The organism is Dietzia sp. 179-F 9C3 NHS (genome assembly GCF_045369825.1).
GTDB lineage: Bacteria > Actinomycetota > Actinomycetes > Mycobacteriales > Mycobacteriaceae > Dietzia.
The window spans coordinates 25,015-44,464 of the sequence record NZ_JBIQES010000017.1 but is presented as its reverse complement, the minus strand read 5'-3'; the positions used below and the strand labels follow the sequence as shown (position 1 = coordinate 44,464).

Genomic DNA, 19,450 nt, shown 5'->3' with positions numbered 1-19,450 from the left:
GCAGCTCCACTCTGCCGGGAGGTTCTCGTCACATCAGGGAAGCCAGATCAAACAACCTCCCTGGGCAGTACAGCTAGCCGCCGTCACCCCGCGAGGTCGCCGTGTCCCGCGACGCCTGAGGACCTACCCTCGATGAGCATGAAGGTCGAACGGACGGTCCTCGCGATCCCCGGCTTCGTCGCCGCGATGGCCGGCGAGTACGCCTGGCAGAAGCGGAACCCCGCGCAGGGGCCCCGGGCCGGCGACTACGAACTCTCCGACACCCTGGCCAGCATCTCGATGGGCGTCGGCAGCCTGATCGCTCCGTACGTCACCGGTCCGCTGCTCAGGCCGGTCACGCCGGGTAAGGGCCGCTACGCCAGAGCGCTCATGGGCCTGACCCTGGGGGCGGCGGCCGTGACGACCGTCGGGGACGTCATCCGGCGCGCCCGCACCACCGGGCTGCTCGAAGCGGGCACCTTGCCGTCGTCACCCTCCGGTGCCGCCCCGGGCCCCACCGGCGGTGACGACGACGAGGCCGGCCCACCGCTGCCGCCCGCGCTGCAGCGGATCACCGGGGGGTCCGCGGTGACGGCGATGGCCTCGGCCGTCGTCACCGTGGCGACCCTGTGGTCCGCGGAGACGGCCGCTGCCCGGTTGTTCCGTCGCACCCCGCTGGACCTGGGTTCCGGGCCGCTCGCGTACGCGGCGGCGATCCTCGGCTGGGACTTCCTCTACTACTGGAACCACCGGCTCAGCCACGAGAGTCGCTGGCTGTGGGCCACGCACGTCGTGCACCACTCGAGCGAGCGCTACAACCTCTCGACCGCGCTGCGGCAGCCGGTGGCCGAGGCGCTGACGATCTACGTGCCCTACGGTCTGCTCTCGCTGCTGGGCGTGCGGCCGGCGCTGGTCATGGACGCCCGCGCGCTCAACCTGATCTACCAGTTCTGGATCCACACCGAGGTGATCCGCTCCATCGGTCCGCTGGAGGCGGTGTTCAACTCGCCGTCGCACCACCGCGCCCACCACGGCAGCAACAGTCGCTACCTCGACCGCAACCACGGCAGCATCCTCATCGTGTGGGACAAGCTCTTCGGCACCTTCGAGCCCGAGGGGGAGCCAGTCGTCTACGGGCTCACGCGCAACATCGAGACGGTTAACCCGGTGCGGATAGCCACCCACGAGTGGGCAGCGATCGCGCGCGATGTGTTCCGGTCGCGGACCTGGGGCGACCGGGTGAGCTACCTCGTGCGCGGCCCCGGCTGGGCCGGCGCTCGGGAGGGGTAGGCGCGCACCGGGTCGGGCCTGCCGTAAGAAAACCGTGACGAGCGGGAACATCCGTCAACTCCAGTGCGTTCCACCTGTACGAGTGATTCGTCGGTGACCCGGCGGGGACTCTCGATTCCGACCTTCCCCGACAACCTCGAAGGGACCTCGATGCGCAGCAGCAGCAACCCGGTCTTCAGCTCACTGTCCGAATCCAGTGCGCGCGGAGCCACCCAGTTCGGCGGCGCCGGACGGGCCGCGTTCCAGCAGGGCCAGTACGGCCAGCAGGACTTTGGTCAGCATGGCTTCGGTGCCCCGCAGGGCTACGAGCAGGGCTATGGCGCCCCGCAGGGCTACGCGTCCCAGGCCGGCGCGGGCGCCGATTCGCGACCCATGACGATCGACGACATCGTCACCAAGACCGCCCTCAGCCTCGGCCTGCTCAGCATCGTCGGCCTCGTCGCCTTCTATCTGGCCTCGACCAACCCGGGGCTGACCCTGCCGCTGCTGCTCGTCGGCGGCATCGGCGGCTTCGTCGTGGTGCTCCTCGCCACGTTCGGCAAGAAGATGGACTCCGCGCCCATCACCCTGACCTACTCGGCGCTCGAGGGCCTCTTCGTCGGCGCCGCCACGTTCCTGTTCACCGCGGGCCTCGACGCCGGCGGCGTCTTGGGTGCGGTCGGCAGCGCGATCCTCGGCACCATCGGCGTGTTCGTGGGCATGCTGTTCGTCTACAAGACCGGCGCCATCCGCGTGACCCCCAAGTTCACGCGCTTCATCACCGCCGGCATCGTCGGTGTCCTGTTCGCCGCGCTGGGCAGCATCGTCCTGAGCTTCTTCACCGGCGGCAGCAACCCGCTGTACGACGGCGGTCCGCTCGCCATCGGCTTCTGTCTCCTGTGCATCGGCCTCGCCGCGTTCAGCTTCCTGCTGGACTTCGACAACGCCGATCGCCTCGTCCGTGCAGGCGCCCCGGCCACGATGGCGTGGGGCGTGGCCCTCGGTCTGGTCGTGACGCTGGTCTGGCTGTACATCGAGATCCTGCGCCTCATGAGCTACTTCCGCGACTGACCACCCGGTCAGCACGCTCCCCGCGCGCAGCGCGTCCGCGGCCCCGGCACCCCTGCCCCAGGGAGGCCGGGGCCGCGGCGATTTCGCGGGCGGGGAGGCCGTCCCGCGGCGGTGGTGCACCCCTTTCGTCGCCTGGCGCGGGGGTTGTGCATCCGTTGTGTCGTCGAACGGAAGCGCAACCGGGCGGGGCGCCGACGAATCGGAAGCACAACTGCCAGAAGCCCCCTGCCCGGACGCGCTCGACCGGCGACCGGCGGAAGCGACCCCGTCGTGGCCGCTCGCGGAGTAAAGTAGCGCCCCGTCACATCCCGCGACGAGAGGTACTCACCATGATGCCCACGCGTCCGACCGGCCCCCTCGGCGGCTTCCTGGCCGACCTGTTCGACGCCGCTGTAACCGGCCTGGCCGCCGCGAGCTCGGCTGTCGGGATCGATTTCGAGGAGGTCGTCTACGACAACGCGTCGGTGGGGATCGCGCTCATCCCGTTCGCCGTGGGCAGCGGCCTGCTGGACCAGGCCGGCATCTGAGCCGGCACGGCCCACATCCGCGCGACCGGACAGACGGCGAGCCCCGCACCTGCTCAGAACAGGTGCGGGGCTCGTCCGAACCGCCGTGGGGAATCAGCTCAGGCGCTCGAGCACCATCGCCATGCCCTGGCCGCCGCCGACACACATGGTCTCGACGCCGAACTGCTTGTCCTCGGCCTGCAGGTTGTTGATCAGCGACGCGGTGATCCGGGCGCCGGTCATGCCGAACGGGTGGCCCAGCGCGATGGCGCCGCCGTTGACGTTGAGCTTGTCCTCGTCGATGCCCAGCTCGCGGGCGGAGCCGAGCACCTGGACGGCGAACGCCTCGTTGATCTCGAACAGGTCGATGTCGGAGATCGACTTGCCGGCGATGCGCAGGGCGTTCTTCACGGCCTCGATCGGGCCGAGGCCCATGATCTCGGGTGAGAGGCCGGACACGCCGGTGGAGACGACGCGCGCGAGCGGGGTGAGGCCGAGCTCCTTGGCCTTGACGTCGCTCATGATCACGAGCGCGGCCGCGCCGTCGTTGAGCGGGCAGCAGTTGCCGGCGGCGACGGTGCCGTCGGGGCGGAAGACCGGCTTGAGCTGCGAGACCTTCTCGTAGGTGGTGCCGGGCCGCGGGCCGTCGTCGGCGGAGACCACGGTGCCGTCGGGCATGGTGACCGGGGTGATCTCGTTGGCGAAGTGGCCGCGCTCGACGGCCTCGACGGCGCGGTTCTGCGAGCGCACGCCCCAGTGGTCCTGCTCCTCGCGGGTGATGCCGGTCATCTGCGCGACGTTCTCGGCGGTCTGGCCCATGGGGATGTAGACGTCCGGCAGGATGCCCTGCTCACGCGGGTCGGTCCAGGTCTCGGAGCCGGCCTCGGCGCGCTTCTCGGTGCGGGCCATGGCGTCGGCGAAGATCGGGTTCTTGGTGTCCGGGATGTGGTCGGACGTGCCCTGGGCGAAGTTGGAGACGGTCTCGACGCCGGCGGAGATGAAGACGTCGCCCTCGCCGGCCTTGATCGCGTGCAGCGCCATGCGGGTGGTCTGCAGCGACGACGAGCAGTAGCGGTTCACCGTGGTGCCGGGGACGGTGTCCATGCCGGCGAGCACGGAGACGACGCGGGCCATGTTGAAGCCCTGCGGGCCGCCGGGCAGTCCGCAGCCCAGCATGAGGTCGTCGACCTGGGTCGGGTCGAGCGCGGGGACCTTGTCCAGCGCGGCCTTGACCATCTGCGCGGTGAGGTCGTCCGAGCGGATGCCCACCAGGGACCCCTTGTTGGCGCGGCCGATCGGGGAACGGGCGTACGAGACGATCACGGCTTCCGGCATGGAAGGCTCCTTCGTTGCTGGTGGGAAAACTGTGCAGGTGAGTGCGGTGTGGGCGGCTACGACTCCGGGTCGTCCGACCTCTGCGCGGTACGGTCCCGGCGCAGGATCCGGCTCCGACGGCGAAGGGTGTCCGCCGCCTCCCGGGCGTCGGCCGTGTCCTCGACGTCGCCGTCCACGTCCTCATTATGCAGGTCCGACCTGGAACGCGTTCCGTCCGCGTCCTCGTGCGTGCGGACGAAGTCGGTGAGGCGGCGCGCGAGCCGCGAGACCACGGACTCGCGCGGCTCCGCGTCGGCCTCGCCGCCGCCCTCCGCGTCGGCCTCGCCGCCGCCCTCCGCGTCGGCGTCCCGTTCGCCGTCGGCCCCGTCCTCGGCCCCGGGTGCGACGGCGAGGTCCGCGTCCGGCCGGGCCTCGGGCTCGGTGTCGGGCTCGGTGTCGGCGGGCGGCTCCTCCCACACCCCGAGCGCGAGGCACACGGCCGGCAGCAGGAGGCCGGCGGCGAGCTCGTAACCGGCGGAGTTGGGGTGGAAGCGGTCGGGGGAGAAGAGCAGGTCGCCGCGGGCGTGGAACTCGGGCGCGAGCGTCTCGGCCAGGGAGACGGGCACGCCGCCGTTCTTGCGCACCTGCACGGCCTGGGCGGCGGCGAGGCGGCGGCTCAGGGTGGCCATCACGGCGCGCAGCGGCTGCGGCACCGGCTTGATGATCCCCAGGTCCGGGCACGTGCCCACCACAACGTGCGAGCCGCCCTTGCGCAGCGCGGCCACGGCCTCGCCGACGCGCCGGGCGGACGGGCCGATGGAGTTGCGGGCGGTGATGTCGTTGCCGCCGATGAGGATCACCGAGATGTCCGGCTTGCCGCGCGCGACCTGCATGGCCTCGATCTGCCCGGGCAGTCCCTTGGAGGTGGCGCCGACGATCGCCTTGATGCTCAGCCGCACGTCCCAGCCGGACTCCTCGGCCAGGCCGCGGGCGAGCAGCACGCCGGGCATCTCGCCGGGCGTCTCGGCGCCCAGGCCGGCGGCCAGCGAGTCGCCGAAGATCATCATGTGCACGTCGCAGGACATGCCGGGACGCCACGGGTCGGCGACGGACGCGCCGGGGCGGTAGAGCCCGTCGCCGTCGAAGGGCCGGGAGGTGGGGCGGGGGATCACCCTGCGGGCGATCTTGGCCTGCTGCACCAGGACCTCGAGCGCACCGCGGTAGGCCCCGGCGGTGCCCACGGCGGTCAGGGCGAGCGGCACCACGAGGCGACGCATCGGGTCGTGTGGTTGGTTCATCGGGCGTGCCGCCTCCTTTCCGTCCGGTGCCGGGCGGTGTCGCCGGCCGTGTCGAGGGCCAGTGCGCGCGCCTGCTCGGCGAGTCCGACGATAGCCGCGCGGCTGGCCGCCGGTCCCGCCGAGAGGTCCACCGGGTACTCGATGATCGAGATGTCCGTGTGGACGATCCGCCGCGGCTGCGGCTCGTCGTCGCGCCGCTGCGCCGGGTAGACGAGGTACGCGCGGTCCACGCCGAGCGCCGTGCACGCGGCGAGCAGCCGGTAGTGCTCGGCGGCCCGCGACCGGCGGTCGGTGGGGTAGGTGGGCACGAAGGTGGTCACGGGCTCGCCGTCCACCTCGTAGACCAGGCCGGTGCGCACGGAGATGTGCCCGCCCGACGACGAGGGTGCGTGATGCCGCCCCGTCGCGGCCGCGGGCATGCTGTCCGGGCCCTCGCCGCCGGTGTCCTCGATGCCCGAGTCCAGGTGCACCAGCGGGTTGGCCAGCAGGCGCCCGCTGCGGCCGTCTGGCGCGCCGCGGCCGTGCAGCGCCGCGGTGAGCTCGGACTCCACGAAGCGCTCGAAGAGCTCGGGCATCTCGGTGACGAACGCGGCCGAGGAGGCGCTGCCGTCCTCCACCTCCACAAAGATGCGCCGCACGATCCGGTCGGCCAGCGCCAGCACGTCGTGGAAGCGGGCGTTGAGCCGCGTGGGCGTCCAGGCGGGCACGGGGGAACCGGGCGTGAGGAGGGTGGCGTCGCCGAGCCGGGCCGACACCATGGCCAGGCGGCGGCGCGTGGTGTCGGGCAGGTCGGGCAGGAACTGCAGCCGGTGCGCGGCCGTGCGCAGGATGCGGTTCTCCGGGATGTCCGGGGTGAACTCTGAGTAGGTCACCTCGAGGGGGATCGTCATGCCGGGGTGGCGGCGTATCTGGTCACCCAGGCGGATCCGCCCGCGGACGGTGGTGAGGGCCTCGTCGACGCGGCGGTAGCCGCGCAGCAGCCCCGCGGCGAGCGCCTGGTGGGCGAGCGTGGCCAGCGAATCGGCGACGGAGGCCCACAACTCGTCGTCGTCCCGCGCCGCCACCGGGCTGGGCAGGAACGGGTCCTCCGCGGCGTGGTCGAGCAGGAAGAACAGCTGGGTCAGGCCGAGGCTCGCGGCGGGGACCACCCGGACGGACAGGCCCTCGATCCGCACCGAGCCCACCCGGCCGCACGGGATGAGGCGCCACGTACGGCGCCCCGCGGGCAGGACCTCCACGAGGCCACTCTGCGAGAGGTGCTGGGCGCCCTCCCAGCTCAGGGTGACGAGCCGGCCGCGCCGGTCGAACTCGTCGAACTCGATCGACTCCTTGACGTTTGTCGAGGTGGCCGTCACGCCCGCCCGATCTTCCGGCGCAGGGCGTCCAGGCCGAAGCGCTCGTGGACCTCGCCCCGGGAGAGCCGGCCGTAGTAGTGCTCCTCGAGCAGCGGCAGCAGGTCGTAGCGCCAGATGCCCTCGAGGCCGCCCGGCTCGGTGGCCTCGTCCTTCATGAAGTACGAGGGGCCGATGCGCAGGTCGCGGTCCGAGTCGTCGATCTCGGCGTTGAGCGCCTCGAGCAGGTCCGCCGGCTCCGTGGTCACCCCCCGCGCCTCGAGGTGGCGCCGCAGCACGCCCGCCACCGGCGGGGTGTCGGGGTGGAGTTCCATAAAGGCGAAGCGGCGGCGGATCGCGGCGTCGACCATGGCGATCGAGCGGTCCGCGGTGTTCATGGTGCCGATGATGAACAGGTTGCGCGGCAGCCGGAACGACGTGTCCGGGGAGTACTGCGGCAGCACCGTCCGGTCGCGGTACTCGAGCAGGAAGTACATCTCGCCGAACACACGAGCCAGGTCGGCGCGGTTCATCTCGTCGATGATGAGGAAGCTCGGGTGCTCGCGCCCCGACTCGCTGGTCGCGCGCGCGGCCTGGCGGCGCAGCGGACCGGCCTGCAGCGCGAAGCCCGGCTGCCCGGACTCGGTGAGCGTGGGGCGGTAGCCCTCGAAGAAGTCCTCGTAGGCGTAGCTCGGGTGGAACTGCACCAGCTGGACGCGGCTCGGGTCGTCGGCCCCCGCGAGGAAGCGGGCGAGCTCCTGCGCGAGGTAGGTCTTACCGGTGCCGGGCGGGCCGTAGAACACGATCTGCTGGCGGCGCTGCAGAGTGTCCACCATCTCCTGCAGCTCCTTACGGGGCATGTGCAGGCTCTCCGCGAGCTCCTTGGTCACCCGGGGCAGCTCGGGCACGGTGCCTGCGGCGGGCGCCTCGGCGGTCGGCGACTCGGCCGAGTGCCGGCCCGGGTGCATCGCGGCGAGCAGTGCGTCGAGGCCGTCGGTGAGGTCCACCACCGAGCCGGGTTCACCGATGAGTTCCGAGAGCGGGCTGGGCAGCGACTCCAGGTCCAGGGTGACCTCGCTCCAACGCGCCGAGCGCTCGAGTTGCTGGCCGCCGTCATCCACGTAGCCCAGGTCGTCGGTCAGGGTGCCCAGGTGCAGCTTGCCGTCCGCGATCGTGGCCACCACGTCCTGCGGGTTCATGCGGCTGAGGAACGTGTGGAGCTCGGCGGTCAGCTGGAACCGGCCCTGGTAGTCCAGGTGCGGGTAGCCCTGCTCGACGGCCTGCGACACCTCGAGCCGGCTCGCGTGCGCGGGGATGCGGGGCAGGTGCGAGGCGGGCAGCGCGATCCGGTTCTGCGCCACCCACTGGCCGGCCTGGCCCACACCGCCGCGGCCGGGGCGGACGAGCCAGGCCCGGCGCGAGTGGTCGTCGCGGTGCCGCTGCCACTGGTTGGCCACCGAGCCGCGGTACCAGTCCACGGGATGGCCGAGCTGCGCCGAGAGCACCTCGGCGATCCGGTGCAGGTCCTGGTCGATGTCCAGCTCGTCGATGCCGCTGGGCCCGCCGATGAGCTCGGCGAACGCGTCGCGGATCCGCGTCTTGTGGTCGTGCTTGACGATCGGCTGGTAGTAGCCCGGCCACGCCAGGTACTGCAGGCTGTAGCGGATCGCCCGCCAGTCGCCGGGGGTCGAGCGGGCCGCGCGCTGGAACTCCCACGGGTCGGTCAGGGCGGCGTCGCGCTCGGCCGCGTCCAACTCGGCCCAGTGGATGATGAACGAGCACAGCCAGCGCAGGTGCTCGCGGACCTGGACGTTGAAGCCGAGGCCGCCGGTGAGCGGGCCCTTCTCGCCGAGCGCCTCGTCGAGGTCGGTGGGCATCTCCGGAGCGTTCTCGGTCCACGAGAGCACGTCGCGCACCCGGCCCCGCTTGAGGCGGGCGGTGACGGTCGACAGCGGCAGCTGCTGCACGTAGAGCAGCTCGGCCGCCAGCAGGACGACCGGCCGCGGGGCGCCCTCGAGCTGGTCGCGTAGGGCCTGCATGACGGGGGAGCGCAGGGCCGCGCCCTCGCCGGACCCGGCGCCCTCGGCAAGGCCCTCGTCGGGCTCGGCGTCGAGCCGGCGGGCCAACTCCTCGGCCACCTCGGGGGTCCAGGTGTACAGGTCGTCCTCGAACGGGGATTGCCCGGTGCGCAGGGCCGACCCCAGGACTCGCTCGGCGGCTGCCTCGATCCTCGGGGCCGGGCCTTCGGGGCGGTCGTGGGAACCGTCTGTCACGTGGTACTCCTGCTGCGCCGGCGCGGGCCGTCAGCCCGACGTACGTGTCCGAAGGTACCACCGGCACCGGCGGCGACCCGTCCTCCCGGCGCGAGGAGCAGACGGGTCACCGGCCGGACGTCAGCTGTGGTAAGGCTCCGCCGTGACGATGGTGACCTTGACCTTCTTGCCGTTGGGCGCGGCGTACTCGCGGGTCTCGTCGACCTTGGCGCCGAGGATCGCCCGACCGAGCGGCGACTCGGGCGAGTAGATCTCCAGGTCGTCCTTGCCCGAGCCCTCGCCGCGGGTGCCCAGCAGGAAGGTCTCCTTGGTGGACTCGTCGCCGTTGTAGTAGGCGCGCACCACGGACCCGATCAGGGCGACGCCCGACTCGGTGGGCGTCTCACCGACCTGGGCGGTGGCCAGCAGCTCGTCGAGCTGCCGGATCCGCGCCTCCTCCTGGCCCTGCTGCTCGCGGGCGGCGTGGTAGCCGGCGTTCTCCTTGAGGTCGCCCTCCTCGCGCCGCTCGTTGATCTCGGCCGCGATGACCGGGCGGTTGGCGATGAGCGCCTCCTTCTCGGCCATGAGGCGGTCGTAGGAGTCCTGGGTGAGCCAGGTGACCTGGGTGTCGTTGGCCATGTGCGGCCTCCAATCTCTACGGGTGTGCGTCTGTACGGTTGCGTCTACGCAAAACACGGCCCCGACACCGGAGCCGTGCTGATGGGACGATGCTAACACAGAGGTGACCGGGGGGTGGACTCCGCATGAGGTCCACGTCACAGGTCGGTGGTCCTCCTCGTCGTCACCCCTGAGGCGCCGACCCGGACCCGGCCGAACCCCTCACCCGCGTGGCCCGGCGGCCCCGCTCAGCGCCGCAGGTGCGCGGGCACGTCCTCGCCGCACCCGTACACGTCGCCGATCACGGCGCGCGCGGTCGTGGCGATGGTGGCGTCGAAGCGCACCGTGCCGTCCTCGGACGGCGGCACATACACCTCGCGGCGGCCCACCTCGCCCTTGGTCTGGTCCTGGGCGCGCAGGATGCAGTAGACGGGCTTGTCCGGCTCGTCGCGGGTCACGTCCACCACCACGTCCGTGCGGTGCTCGTCGATCACCTCCACGCCGATCACCTGGCCGGAGATCGACGGCGTGGCGGAGAAGCGGTAGAGCGTGAAGGCGCCCGCGGCCAGTAGCGCCACCACGAGCGCGGCGAGCAGCACGGCGATCACCTTGCCGCTCAGGCCCGAGGTCGCGTCCGTGCCGTCGTAGCGCCCGGGCGGCGGGCCCGTCGGCGTGGCAGCGGGCCGCGACGCGGCGTCCGACCTCGGATCACTCATGGTCCCCAGGGTATCCGGGCGGCCGTCCGGGGCCGGTCGGGGGGCCGGGCCGTGGGCCGCTCCGCGCTTGTCCTCCATAGAATGGGCCGAACCCATCCGAGACGAGCACTGGAACGGCAGGTGTGACGATGGCCGGTCTCCGGCTGATGGCGGTGCACGCGCACCCCGACGACGAGTCGTCGAAGGGCTCCGCGACCATGGCGCGGTACGCCACCGAGGGCGTCCGCGTGCTGGTCGAGACGTGCACCGGCGGCGAGCGCGGCGACATCCTCAACCCCGCGATGGACCGCCCCGACGTCGTGGCGGACCTGCCCGGCGTCCGCGTCCGCGAGATGGCTCGTGCCGCCGACATCCTCGGCGTGGACCACCACTGGCTCGGCTACGTCGACTCCGGCCTGCCCGAGGGGGACCCCAAGCCGCCCCTGCCCGAGGGGTGCTTCGCGCTGGCCGACGACGACGAGGTCACCGGCGCCCTCGTGGCCCGCATCCGGGAGTTCCGGCCGCACGTGCTCATCACGTACGACGAGAACGGCGGCTACCCGCACCCCGACCACCTCAAGGTGCACTCCGCGTCCATGGCCGCCTACGAGGCCGCCGCCGACCCCGAGCGGTACCCCGAGGCGGGCCCCGCGTGGGCGGTCGCCAAGGTCTACTACACGCACGGCTTCCTGCGGCGGCGCATGGAGGTGCTCGACGAGGAGCTGTTCGCCCGCGACGGCGTCCGGCACTTCGAGGAGTTCCTCTCGCGGTTCCGGGGGCGGCCCGACATCATGGAGCGCGTCACCACCCGCGTCGAGTGCGCCGCCCACTTCGAGCAGCGCAACCTCGCCCTGCTGGCCCACGCCACGCAGATCGACCCCAACGGCTGGTTCTTCGCCGCCCCCGTCGAGATGCAGCAGCGGCTCTGGCCCACCGAGGAGTTCGAGCTCGCGGCCAGCAGGATTCCGGTTCCCGCCCGCGCTGAGGGAGAATACGAGGCGGACCTGTTCGAGGGGGTCGACCCGTACGTCGATCTCCCCGTCGGCCCGGAGGCCCGCACCATCGCCGGCACCTGGTTCGACGCCACGAACTCCGACGCGACCCCCAGTGAGGACCCACGATGATCGCCCCGGGACCGGACCTCCAGATCCTGGCCTACAACGCGGCCATGGTCTTCGCCCAGAACCAGTCGCCCGGCACGCCCGGCTACAACGACAGCCCCAAGGGTCCCGAGTTCGGCAAGGCCTCGCCGATCGGCATCCCCGTGGTGCTACTGCTGCTCATCGCCACCGTCCTGCTGGTGCGCAACATGAACAAGCACATCAAGAACCTGCCGGAGAGCTTCGACGTCGAGAACCCGGCACCGGACCAGCTCGCCGACGAGGGCACGGATCGCTCCGGCGTCGAGGGCGCGGATGCCGTCGAGGGTGCCGAGGCCGACGGGGCCACCCCCGAGGCCGGCGCCGAGGCCGGCGGGGCCACCCCCGAGACCGGCGCCGCCGACCCCCGCTGACGCGCCCTCCCGAAAATCGGCGACCCCGCTGGTGAGTCGGCGACCCATGTGAGAGTCGCCGACCCAGCAGCGGAGTCGCGGATTTCGGGGGCTCGGGGGAGGTTCGGGGCTTCGGGGAAGGGCGGTCAGCTGCCGGCCAGGAGGTCGCCCATGGGGACGAAGTCGCCGAACTCGTCGTCGTCGGTCCTGCGGCCGCGCACCGGCTCGGCCTCCGCACCGCCGCCGTGGCTGCTGCCCGCGCGCGTGGGGGCCACCGCGCCGCCGGTGATGTCGGCGAAGCGCAGCATGTAGTCGGCGAGCTCGGTTCCGACTCGCGCTGCCCGGGTGGCCAGTGAGTTCTCGTCGGCGGCGGTGGCCACGGCGCCGAAGTCCTCGCTCGCGGCGAACACCGTCGTGGGCACGACGTCGGCCTTGAGGTAGGCGAACATCGGCCGCAGCGCGTAGTCGATCACCAGTGAGTGCCGCGCCGTGCCGCCCGTCGCGCCGAGCGCCACCGGAACGCCGGCGAGCGTGCCGGGCTCCACCACGTCGAACAGGGACTTGAACAGGCCCGAGTACGACTGGTTGTACGTGGGCGTCACGGCGATCACGCCGTCGGCGTGCCCGAGCTCGTCCAGCGCCGCCCGCAGCTTCTCGCCGGGGAAGCGGGTGAACGTGGCGTCCACGACCTCGTGGGCCAGGTCGCGCACCTCGAGCACCGTTACGTCAACCTGCTGCCCGTGGCGGGCGAGGGCGTCGCGGGTGGCGGTGGTGAGGGAGTCCGCCAACATGCGGGTGGAGGAGGGGACGGAGGTTCCGGCGGCGACGACGACGAGGCGCAGCGGTCGTGCGTCGGGATGCTGGTCGTGGGTGGTCACTCGGACTCCTTTCCGGCCGGCGCCTCGGCGAGGCGGGCCTCGGTGCGGCGGTTGCGGGCGAGCGCCTCCTGCTGTGCCCGCTGCCCGCCCTCGGCGGTGAGGCCCGTCCAGTTGTCGCCGGTGCCGAAGCGGTAGGCGTCGTCGTAGGCGGGCGAGCCCTCGGCGGCCAGGGCGGCGTCGCGGGCGGCCACGCGCGCGGCGTGGGTGGGGGCGTCCGGCACGTGGGCCGGGCGCAGGGCGTCGAGCTCGCGGCGCAGGACCGGGACGATCTGCGTGCCGAGGATCTCGATCTGCTCGAGCACCGTCTTGCGGGGCAGGCCGGCGTGGTCGATGAGGAACAGCTGGCGCTGGTAGTCGCCGACGTGCTCGCGCATCGTCATGTAGCGGTCGATCACCTGCTGCGGCGAGCCCACGGTCAGCGGGGTCTGCGCGGTGAAGTCCTCGAGCGACGGGCCGTGGCCGTAGACCGGGGCGTTGTCGAAGTAGGGGCGGAACTCGTCCACCGCGTCCTGGCTGTTCTTGCGGGCGAAGAACTGGCCGCCGAGGCCGACGATCGCCTGGTCGGCGCTGCCGTGGCCGTAGTGCTCGTAGCGCCGGCGGTACAGCTGGACCATCTGGGCCGTGTGGTGGAGGGGCCAGAAGATGTTGTTGTGGAAGAACCCGTCGCCGTAGTAGGCAGCCTGCTCGGCGATCTGCGGCGAGCGGATCGAGCCGTGCCACACGAACGGCGCCACGCCGTCCAGCGGCCGCGGGGTGGAGGTGAACTGCTGCAGCGGCGTGCGGAACTTGCCCTCCCAGTTCACCACGTCCTCGTGCCAGAGCTTGTGCAGCAGGTCGTAGTTCTCGATCGCCAGCGGCAGGCCCTGGCGGATGTCCTGGCCGAACCACGGGTACACCGGGCCGGTGTTGCCGCGGCCCATCGTGAGGTCCACCCGGCCGCCGGACAGGTGCTGGAGCATGGCGTAGTCCTCGGCGATCTTTACCGGGTCGTTCGTGGTGATGAGCGTCGTGGCGGTGGAGAGGATGATCTCCTCGGTCCGGCCGGCCACGTAACCGAGCGTGGTGGTGGGAGAGGAGGTGACGAACGGCGGGTTGTGGTGCTCGCCGAGGGCGAAGACGTCGAGGCCCACCTGCTCGGCCTGCACGGCGTACTCGACGATCGCCTCGAGGCGCTCGTGCTCGGTGGGGATAACGCCCGTGGTGGGATCGGGCGTGATGTCTGCGATGGAGAAGATCCCGAACTGCATGATGGTGGCCTTTCGTCTGTTGGTACTGCTCATCCTAACTTGCTGACATGTCAACCAAAAGGGGTGGCGGAAGTATTCCCCGTCACGTCCACCGGGCCCGGACGGCGAGACGACGCGACCCGCCCGCGGGCCCTTCTCTGTGGGCCCGGGGCGGGTCGTGACGGCGAGGTGGCAGGCGTCAGCGGTTGTGCATCTGCTGGCGCAGCAGCTCGATCTCCTCGCGCGTGCCGGCCGTGTTCTGCGAGGTGCGGATCGTGGCGATGGTGACCTCGAGGACGATGCGGTACGCCACGATCATGAAGAACCCCGGGATCCAGCCCAGCAGCAGCGCCATGACCCCGGCTTCGGTCTCGGTCTGGAACATGGTGACCGTGAGGACGAGCCACCAGAGCACGGCGAGCGCGATGAGGATCGCGTAGATCACCTTGGCGAACTTGATGGTGATGAAGCTCTGGAAGCTGAAGTCGAACAGGGCCTGGAAGAAGCCCTTGGCCTCCGTCTTGGCGGCGGGCATCTGCTGGCCCTGGCTGCCGGTTGGGGCGCCCGGGTAGCCGCCGCCGGCAGCGTACTGCTGGCCGTAGCCCTGGCCGGCGCCGTATCCCTGGGACTGGCCGTAGGACTGGCTGGCGCCATAGCCCTGACCGGAGCCGTAGCCCTGCGGCTGGCCGTACGACTGGCCGGCGCCGTAGCCCTGACCGGAGCCGTAGCCCTCGGAGTGGCCGTAGGACGGGGTCTGACCGGAGCCGTAGCCCTCGGTCTGGCCGTAGGACGAGGTCTGGCCGGAGCGGTAGCCCTGGTCCTGGCTCTGCCCGTAGCCCTGGCCGGCGCCGTAGGTCGGCGTCTGGTCCGAGGACTGGCTCTGCCCGTGGTCCGGATCCTGCGCGTACGGGTCGCGGCCGGCGTCGTTCGGGTTCTCGGGAGTCGTCATGAGTCCTTCCTGGGGTTCGGCGGGGCCTCGGGTGAGACCGTGACTCGCCCAACGTAACCCGGGGGACCGGCGCGGCGGTGGGGCTCACCGGGCCGGGGCCGCTTCCGCGGGCCGCCCGCGTCGCCACCGCACCGCCACGCCCTCCCACGACACGAGCACGCAGGCGGCCACCGCGAGTTGCGCCGTGAGCAGGTGCTCGGCCGGGTAGACGACGCCGGTGAGGTAGTGGTCGATGAAGCCGCTCGAGGGCAGCGTCTCCCGGCCCGCGCGCTCGCGGGCCCAGTTCTCCACGTGGGTGAGCGGGCAGTCCCAGCCGATCACCACGATCCCCAGTCCGTACGCCGCACAGGCCAAGTGAGGCCAGATCAGCCGGCGCCACCGCCAGGCGAGGAACCCTCCGACCACCAGGTAGACCAGGAAACCGGCGTGGAGGAGCATGGTCGCGTCGGCCAGCAGTCGATAGGGCATGGCGAATGCTCCCCTCGTCGTCACCAGGCTACGAAAATCCGCGGCCCGCGCGCTTCTGGTACGGTGTCCGGCATGTCGACCGCTCGCGTGTATTGGCGCTTTATGTGGGCTCCGGGTGGAGCCCGAGCCGCGGGCGCACGCGTCCGCTAGCCGGACGCACGACACCCGGAGCCCAGAGGCGGTGACCATCAGGTCGCCGCCTCCCGTCATTTCCACCAGGCGGATCCGGGTGCGACCCAGGGCACCGAACGACTACGGCATCCGGCCCGCCGCCAGCGAACGCCTCACGTGAGAATCCAGGAGCGAAGCCCGATGACCGTCACCGCCGAGAACCCCACCCACACCGCCGACCGGCGGGTCCTGTCCTACTCCGCGCTGCCCACGCCCACCGAGATCCTGGGCGAGATGCCCTTGGGCGAGGCGCGCGAGGCGCTGGTCGAGCGGACGCGCGCCGAGGTCGCGGACGTGCTCGCCGGGCGCGACGACCGGCTCCTCGTGGTGGTGGGCCCCTGCTCGGTCCACGACCCCGACGCCGCGCGCGACTACGCCGCCCGCCTCGCCGCCCTCGCCGAGGAGGTCTCCGAGGACCTGCTCGTGGTGATGCGGGTGTACTTCGAGAAGCCGCGCACCACCGTCGGCTGGAAGGGCCTCATCAACGACCCCGCACTCGACGGCTCCTACGACATCCCACGCGGCCTGCGCACCGCCCGCCGGCTCCTGCTCGACGTGCTGGACCTGGGCCTGCCCGTGGGCACCGAGTTCCTCGAGCCCACCAGCCCCCAGTACATCGCTGACACCGTCTCGTGGGGCGCGATCGGTGCTCGCACCACCGAGAGCCAGGTGCACCGCCAGCTCGTCTCCGGGCTGTCCATGCCGGTGGGGTTCAAGAACGGGACCGACGGCGAGGTGCAGGTCGCGGTGGACGGGTGCCGATCCGCGGCGAGCCGACACGTCTTCTTTGGCACCGACGCCGAGGGACGCGCGGCCGTCGTGGAGACCGCCGGCAACGACGACTGCCACGTGATCCTGCGCGGCGGCACCGGCGGCCCCAACCACGACGCCGCCTCCGTGGCCTCTGCCGTCGCGTCGGTCGCCAAGGTCGGGCTGCCCGGCCTGGTGATGGTGGACGCCAGCCACGCCAACTCCGGCAAGTCGCACGAGCGGCAGGCCGAGGTCGTGGGCGAGCTCGCCGAGCGCATCGCCGGCGGCGAGGAGGGCATCTCCGGCCTGATGATCGAGAGCTTCCTGGAGCCCGGCGCCCAGTCCGTGGACGCGCCCGAGCTCGTCTACGGCAAGTCCGTCACCGACGCCTGCATGGGCTGGGACACCACCGCCGAGGGGCTGCGCGTGCTCGCCGCGGCCGTCCGCGCGGGTCGCCGCGGCTGAGCGTCGCGGGTCGGCGCGGCCGGACGCTTCGGCGGCGGGGGAGGGCGGGCGCCGCGCGGTACGCTGTGCCCCGTGGACGCCTCCTCGCCGCTGTACTCGATCTACGAGGCGCGACTGCGCTCGTCGCTCGAGGGTGCGAGCCTGCCGCGCCACGTCGCCGTGATGGCCGACGGCAACCGGCGCTGGGCCAAGGAGGCCGGATTCACCGACGTGAGCCACGGGTATCGCGCGGGTGCGGTCAAAATCGCCGAGATGCTGGGCTGGTGCGACGAGCTCGGGGTGGAGGTCGCGACGATCTACCTGCTGAGCACAGAGAACCTGGGGCGCGATCCGGAGGAGCTCGGTGAGCTGCTGCAGATCATCGCCGACGTGGTGGACGAGATCACCGGCCCCGGGCGCAACTGGCGGGTGCGCATCGTGGGCCGGGCGGAGATCCTGCCCGACTGGCTGGCCGAGCGCCTGGGCGCCGCGGAGCACGCGAGCCGGGACCGGACCGGCTGTGTGGTCAACATCGCGGTGGGTTACGGCGGCCGCCACGAGATCGCCGACGCCGCCCGCGACGTGGTGGCCGAGCTCATCGCCGAGGGCAAGAGCGGGCAGGAGCTCGTCGACGGCATGACGGTCGAGGCGATCGGCGCGCACCTCTACACCTCGGGCCAGCCCGACCCGGACCTGGTGATCCGCACCTCCGGCGAGCAGCGACTCTCCGGTTTCCTGCTGTGGCAGAGCGCGTACTCCGAGATCTGGTTCACCGACGCCTTCTGGCCCGCCTTCCGCCGCATCGACTTCCTGCGCGCCCTGCGCGAGTACAGCCAGCGCCACCGGCGGTTCGGGCAGTGACGGCCGCGCCGACAAGGGGCACGGTCCGCGCCGTGTGCGTGGTCGACCAGTTGTTGGCCGTCCCCGGCCGGGTCGGGGTGAGCGCGATCGACAAGCGTCCCGTCGAGGGCCCGGTCCAGGTTCGCGAGTACGGCCTCCACGGCGACATCCAGGCCGACCGCGAGCACCACGGCGGCGTGTGGAAGGCCGTCTACCTGCTCTCGGACTCCGACGTGGCGCCGTGGGAGGGCGAGTTCGGGGGCCCGATCCCGCCCGGTTACTTCGGCGAGAACCTGCGGCTGGCAGGGATGGACACAGCGCAGCTGGTGATCGGCACCGTGGTCGAGGTGGGCGTCGGCGACCTGCGGCTCGAGATCACCGCGCCGCGCGTGCCGTGCCGGACCTTTGCGCACCGCGTGGACCGGCCGCGTTGGGTCCGCCGCTTCACCGAGGAGGGCCGCCCCGGCGCGTACGCCCGGGTGCTCCGGCCGGGACCGGTCGCCGCCGGCGACGAGCTCCGGGTCCTGCGCACCCCGGCCCACGGGGTGACCATCGGCCGGGTGTTCGCGGGGGTCGACGACGACGAGGCCGCGCGCCTGCTCGCCGAACACGACCGCGACCAGCTCGCCCCGAGCCTGCTCCGCAAGCTCGACCCCGCCACGGACATCCGTCCCGCGGACGACTGACCTCGTCGTCGTCACCCCACCGGGGTGGCCCGGTGCAACACCAGATGGCCGAGGGCGGCGGCGACCACCATGGTCACGGCGAGCAGGTAACCCGAGCCGGCCCGCCCGGCCCGCCCCGGCATCTGCTCGGGCAGCTGCCGGGGTGAATCGTCCTCGCCACGGTTCGCGTACAGCCGCCCCGGCGCGCGCCATGGCGGCTGTGCGCTAAAGGGGGCGTGCGTCATCTGCTCGAGCAGATGGCGGGGAACGGCCAGGCGCCGTCGCGCTAGATCTTGCGCAGCCGCAGCCGCTGGATCGAGTGGTCGGAGTTCTTGCGCAGCACGAGTGTGGCGCGCGGGCGCGTGGGGAGGATGTTCTCCACGAGGTTGGGCCGGTTGACCGAGTTCCAGATCTCGCGGGCGGCCAGGCGCGCCGCCTTGTCGGACAGGTCCGCGTAGTGCGCGAAGTGCGAGGCGGGGTTGGAGAACGACGTGGTCCGCAGCTCGAGGAAGCGCTCGATGTACCACTTCTCGATGTCCTCGATCCGCGCGTCCACGTACAGCGAGAAGTCGAACAGGTCCGACACCATGAGCCGCGGCCCGGTCTGCAGGACGTTGAGGCCCTCCACGATGAGGATGTCCGGGCGGCGCACCTCGATGTACTCGCCCGGCACGATGTCGTACCGGGTGTGCGAGTAGACGGGAGCGCGCACGACGGGGGCTCCGGACTTGACCTCGGTGACGAAGCGCAGCAGGGCCCGGCGGTCGTAGGACTCCGGGAAGCCCTTGCGGTGCATGATCTGCCTGCGGGTGAGCTCGCGGTTGGGGTAGAGGAAGCCGTCGGTGGTGACGAGGTCCACGCGCGGGTGGGAGTCCCACCGGGTGAGGAGCGCGCGGAGCACGCGGGCGGTGGTGGACTTGCCGACGGCGACGGAGCCGGCCACGCCGATGACGAACGGCATCGGGGCATCCGAGGCCTCGCCGAGGAACATGTTGGTGGACTGGAACAGCCGGTGGCGAGCCGCGACCTGCAGGTGGATGAGGCGACTCAGCGGGAGGTAGATCTCCGCGATCTCGTCCAGGTCCAGGTGTTCGCCTAGGCCGCGCAGGCCCTCGAGGTCGTGCTCGGTGAGCACCATGGGCATGGCGCGGCGGAGCCGCCGCCAGCCGCGGCGGTCGAACTCGACGTACGGCGAGTAGTCGCCGGCGTGCCTGCTCACAGCCGGGGGTCCCGG

Annotated in this window: 20 protein-coding genes; 8 read left to right on the top strand and 12 right to left on the bottom strand. The window is 71.9% G+C overall.

Going from position 1 to position 19,450, the window contains the following annotated elements; translation table 11 throughout:
• Positions 1-138 precede the first annotated feature (138 nt).
• The 3 genes from ACH0BZ_RS15200 (at position 139) to ACH0BZ_RS15190 (ending at position 2,846) form a co-directional block, all read left to right on the top strand.
• A complete protein-coding gene (locus ACH0BZ_RS15200; RefSeq protein WP_406899515.1) occupies positions 139-1,269 on the top strand; it encodes a sterol desaturase family protein in 1,131 nt (376 codons plus the stop codon).
• A 150-nt stretch (positions 1,270-1,419) separates the two neighbouring features.
• A complete protein-coding gene (locus ACH0BZ_RS15195) occupies positions 1,420-2,319 on the top strand; it encodes a Bax inhibitor-1/YccA family protein (RefSeq protein ID WP_406899514.1) in 900 nt (299 codons plus the stop codon).
• 329 nt (positions 2,320-2,648) lie between these two features.
• Positions 2,649-2,846 carry a hypothetical protein gene (locus ACH0BZ_RS15190; protein ID WP_406899513.1) on the top strand — a complete coding sequence of 66 codons (198 nt, stop codon included), beginning with the start codon at positions 2,649-2,651 and terminating at the stop codon, positions 2,844-2,846.
• A gap of 93 nt (positions 2,847-2,939) precedes the next feature.
• Here the strand turns inward: ACH0BZ_RS15190 and ACH0BZ_RS15185 are convergent, their stop codons facing one another.
• The 6 genes from ACH0BZ_RS15185 to ACH0BZ_RS15160 form a co-directional block, all read right to left on the bottom strand.
• Entirely contained in the window at positions 2,940-4,160 is a 1,221-nt protein-coding gene (locus tag ACH0BZ_RS15185; RefSeq protein ID WP_406899511.1) for an acetyl-CoA C-acetyltransferase, read from the bottom strand.
• 56 nt (positions 4,161-4,216) lie between these two features.
• Positions 4,217-5,437 (bottom strand): SGNH/GDSL hydrolase family protein, encoded by a 1,221-nt coding sequence (locus ACH0BZ_RS15180; protein ID WP_406899509.1) that lies wholly within the window; start codon positions 5,435-5,437, stop codon positions 4,217-4,219.
• Positions 5,434-6,792 (bottom strand): McrC family protein, encoded by a 1,359-nt coding sequence (locus tag ACH0BZ_RS15175; RefSeq protein ID WP_406899507.1) that lies wholly within the window; start codon positions 6,790-6,792, stop codon positions 5,434-5,436. The genes ACH0BZ_RS15180 and ACH0BZ_RS15175 overlap by 4 nt, the downstream gene beginning before the upstream one ends.
• On the bottom strand, positions 6,789-9,041 hold the full coding sequence (locus ACH0BZ_RS15170) for an AAA family ATPase (RefSeq protein WP_406899506.1): 2,253 nt from the start codon (positions 9,039-9,041) through the stop codon (positions 6,789-6,791). Before ACH0BZ_RS15170 ends, ACH0BZ_RS15175 begins: the two co-directional genes overlap by 4 nt.
• 120 nt (positions 9,042-9,161) lie before the next feature.
• The gene (gene greA, locus ACH0BZ_RS15165; RefSeq protein ID WP_406899504.1) at positions 9,162-9,659 is read right to left on the bottom strand and encodes a transcription elongation factor GreA; all 498 of its coding nucleotides are present in this window, start codon (positions 9,657-9,659) and stop codon (positions 9,162-9,164) included.
• 227 nt (positions 9,660-9,886) lie between these two features.
• Positions 9,887-10,354, bottom strand: coding sequence for a DUF4307 domain-containing protein (locus tag ACH0BZ_RS15160; protein WP_406899502.1), 468 nt, complete (start codon positions 10,352-10,354; stop codon positions 9,887-9,889).
• Positions 10,355-10,482: 128 nt separating this feature from the next.
• Here ACH0BZ_RS15160 and mca point away from each other — a divergent pair, with 128 nt between their 5' ends.
• Together mca and ACH0BZ_RS15150 are read left to right on the top strand one after the other, a co-directional pair.
• A complete protein-coding gene (gene mca / locus ACH0BZ_RS15155) occupies positions 10,483-11,457 on the top strand; it encodes a mycothiol conjugate amidase Mca (RefSeq protein WP_406899500.1) in 975 nt (324 codons plus the stop codon).
• Entirely contained in the window at positions 11,454-11,846 is a 393-nt protein-coding gene (locus tag ACH0BZ_RS15150; RefSeq protein WP_406899499.1) for a hypothetical protein, read from the top strand. The genes mca and ACH0BZ_RS15150 overlap by 4 nt, the downstream gene beginning before the upstream one ends.
• 125 nt (positions 11,847-11,971) lie before the next feature.
• Here ACH0BZ_RS15150 and ACH0BZ_RS15145 read toward each other — a convergent pair whose 3' ends face one another.
• The 4 genes from ACH0BZ_RS15145 to ACH0BZ_RS15130 all read right to left on the bottom strand — a co-directional run bounded on the left by ACH0BZ_RS15145 (position 11,972) and on the right by ACH0BZ_RS15130 (position 15,346).
• A complete protein-coding gene (locus ACH0BZ_RS15145) occupies positions 11,972-12,703 on the bottom strand; it encodes a CE1759 family FMN reductase (RefSeq protein ID WP_406899498.1) in 732 nt (243 codons plus the stop codon).
• Entirely contained in the window at positions 12,700-13,950 is a 1,251-nt protein-coding gene (locus tag ACH0BZ_RS15140; protein ID WP_406899520.1) for an LLM class flavin-dependent oxidoreductase, read from the bottom strand. Before ACH0BZ_RS15140 ends, ACH0BZ_RS15145 begins: the two co-directional genes overlap by 4 nt.
• Before the next feature lie 178 nt (positions 13,951-14,128).
• Positions 14,129-14,878: a DUF4282 domain-containing protein gene (locus ACH0BZ_RS15135; RefSeq protein ID WP_406899497.1), complete on the bottom strand. Its 750-nt coding sequence runs from the start codon at positions 14,876-14,878 to the stop codon at positions 14,129-14,131.
• Between the two features lie 84 nt (positions 14,879-14,962).
• On the bottom strand, positions 14,963-15,346 hold the full coding sequence (locus ACH0BZ_RS15130; protein WP_406899496.1) for a DUF2784 domain-containing protein: 384 nt from the start codon (positions 15,344-15,346) through the stop codon (positions 14,963-14,965).
• Positions 15,347-15,658: 312 nt separating this feature from the next.
• On the opposite strand from ACH0BZ_RS15130, the gene ACH0BZ_RS15125 reads away from it, so the two are divergent.
• The 3 genes from ACH0BZ_RS15125 (at position 15,659) to ACH0BZ_RS15115 (ending at position 18,237) form a co-directional block, all read left to right on the top strand.
• Positions 15,659-16,732, top strand: coding sequence for a 3-deoxy-7-phosphoheptulonate synthase (locus tag ACH0BZ_RS15125; protein ID WP_406899494.1), 1,074 nt, complete (start codon positions 15,659-15,661; stop codon positions 16,730-16,732).
• 72 nt (positions 16,733-16,804) lie between these two features.
• The gene (locus tag ACH0BZ_RS15120; protein WP_406899493.1) at positions 16,805-17,572 is read left to right on the top strand and encodes an isoprenyl transferase; all 768 of its coding nucleotides are present in this window, start codon (positions 16,805-16,807) and stop codon (positions 17,570-17,572) included.
• A gap of 32 nt (positions 17,573-17,604) precedes the next feature.
• The gene (locus ACH0BZ_RS15115) at positions 17,605-18,237 is read left to right on the top strand and encodes an MOSC domain-containing protein (RefSeq protein WP_406899491.1); all 633 of its coding nucleotides are present in this window, start codon (positions 17,605-17,607) and stop codon (positions 18,235-18,237) included.
• Between the two features lie 11 nt (positions 18,238-18,248).
• Here the strand turns inward: ACH0BZ_RS15115 and ACH0BZ_RS15110 are convergent, their stop codons facing one another.
• Positions 18,249-18,461 carry a hypothetical protein gene (locus ACH0BZ_RS15110; RefSeq protein WP_406899490.1) on the bottom strand — a complete coding sequence of 71 codons (213 nt, stop codon included), beginning with the start codon at positions 18,459-18,461 and terminating at the stop codon, positions 18,249-18,251.
• A gap of 41 nt (positions 18,462-18,502) precedes the next feature.
• Complete coding sequence (gene coaA / locus ACH0BZ_RS15105; protein WP_406899489.1) at positions 18,503-19,435, bottom strand: type I pantothenate kinase; 933 nt, start codon at positions 19,433-19,435, stop codon at positions 18,503-18,505.
• Between the last annotated feature and the right edge of the window lie 15 nt (positions 19,436-19,450).

Excerpts from the sequence above, each read along its gene's own strand:
- ACH0BZ_RS15200 (WP_406899515.1), top strand. The coding sequence starts at position 139 with ATGAAGGTCGAACGGACGGTCCTCGCGATCCCCGGCTTCGTCGCCGCG.
- ACH0BZ_RS15195 (WP_406899514.1), top strand. The coding sequence starts at position 1,420 with ATGCGCAGCAGCAGCAACCCGGTCTTCAGCTCACTGTCCGAATCCAGT.
- ACH0BZ_RS15190 (WP_406899513.1), top strand. The coding sequence starts at position 2,649 with ATGATGCCCACGCGTCCGACCGGCCCCCTCGGCGGCTTCCTGGCCGAC.
- ACH0BZ_RS15185 (WP_406899511.1), bottom strand. The coding sequence starts at position 4,160 with ATGCCGGAAGCCGTGATCGTCTCGTACGCCCGTTCCCCGATCGGCCGC.
- ACH0BZ_RS15180 (WP_406899509.1), bottom strand. The coding sequence starts at position 5,437 with ATGAACCAACCACACGACCCGATGCGTCGCCTCGTGGTGCCGCTCGCC.
- greA (WP_406899504.1), bottom strand. The coding sequence starts at position 9,659 with ATGGCCAACGACACCCAGGTCACCTGGCTCACCCAGGACTCCTACGAC.
- ACH0BZ_RS15160 (WP_406899502.1), bottom strand. The coding sequence starts at position 10,354 with ATGAGTGATCCGAGGTCGGACGCCGCGTCGCGGCCCGCTGCCACGCCG.
- mca (WP_406899500.1), top strand. The coding sequence starts at position 10,483 with ATGGCCGGTCTCCGGCTGATGGCGGTGCACGCGCACCCCGACGACGAG.
- ACH0BZ_RS15150 (WP_406899499.1), top strand. The coding sequence starts at position 11,454 with ATGATCGCCCCGGGACCGGACCTCCAGATCCTGGCCTACAACGCGGCC.
- ACH0BZ_RS15140 (WP_406899520.1), bottom strand. The coding sequence starts at position 13,950 with ATGCAGTTCGGGATCTTCTCCATCGCAGACATCACGCCCGATCCCACC.
- ACH0BZ_RS15135 (WP_406899497.1), bottom strand. The coding sequence starts at position 14,878 with ATGACGACTCCCGAGAACCCGAACGACGCCGGCCGCGACCCGTACGCG.
- ACH0BZ_RS15130 (WP_406899496.1), bottom strand. The coding sequence starts at position 15,346 with ATGCCCTATCGACTGCTGGCCGACGCGACCATGCTCCTCCACGCCGGT.
- ACH0BZ_RS15125 (WP_406899494.1), top strand. The coding sequence starts at position 15,659 with ATGACCGTCACCGCCGAGAACCCCACCCACACCGCCGACCGGCGGGTC.
- ACH0BZ_RS15110 (WP_406899490.1), bottom strand. The coding sequence starts at position 18,461 with ATGACGCACGCCCCCTTTAGCGCACAGCCGCCATGGCGCGCGCCGGGG.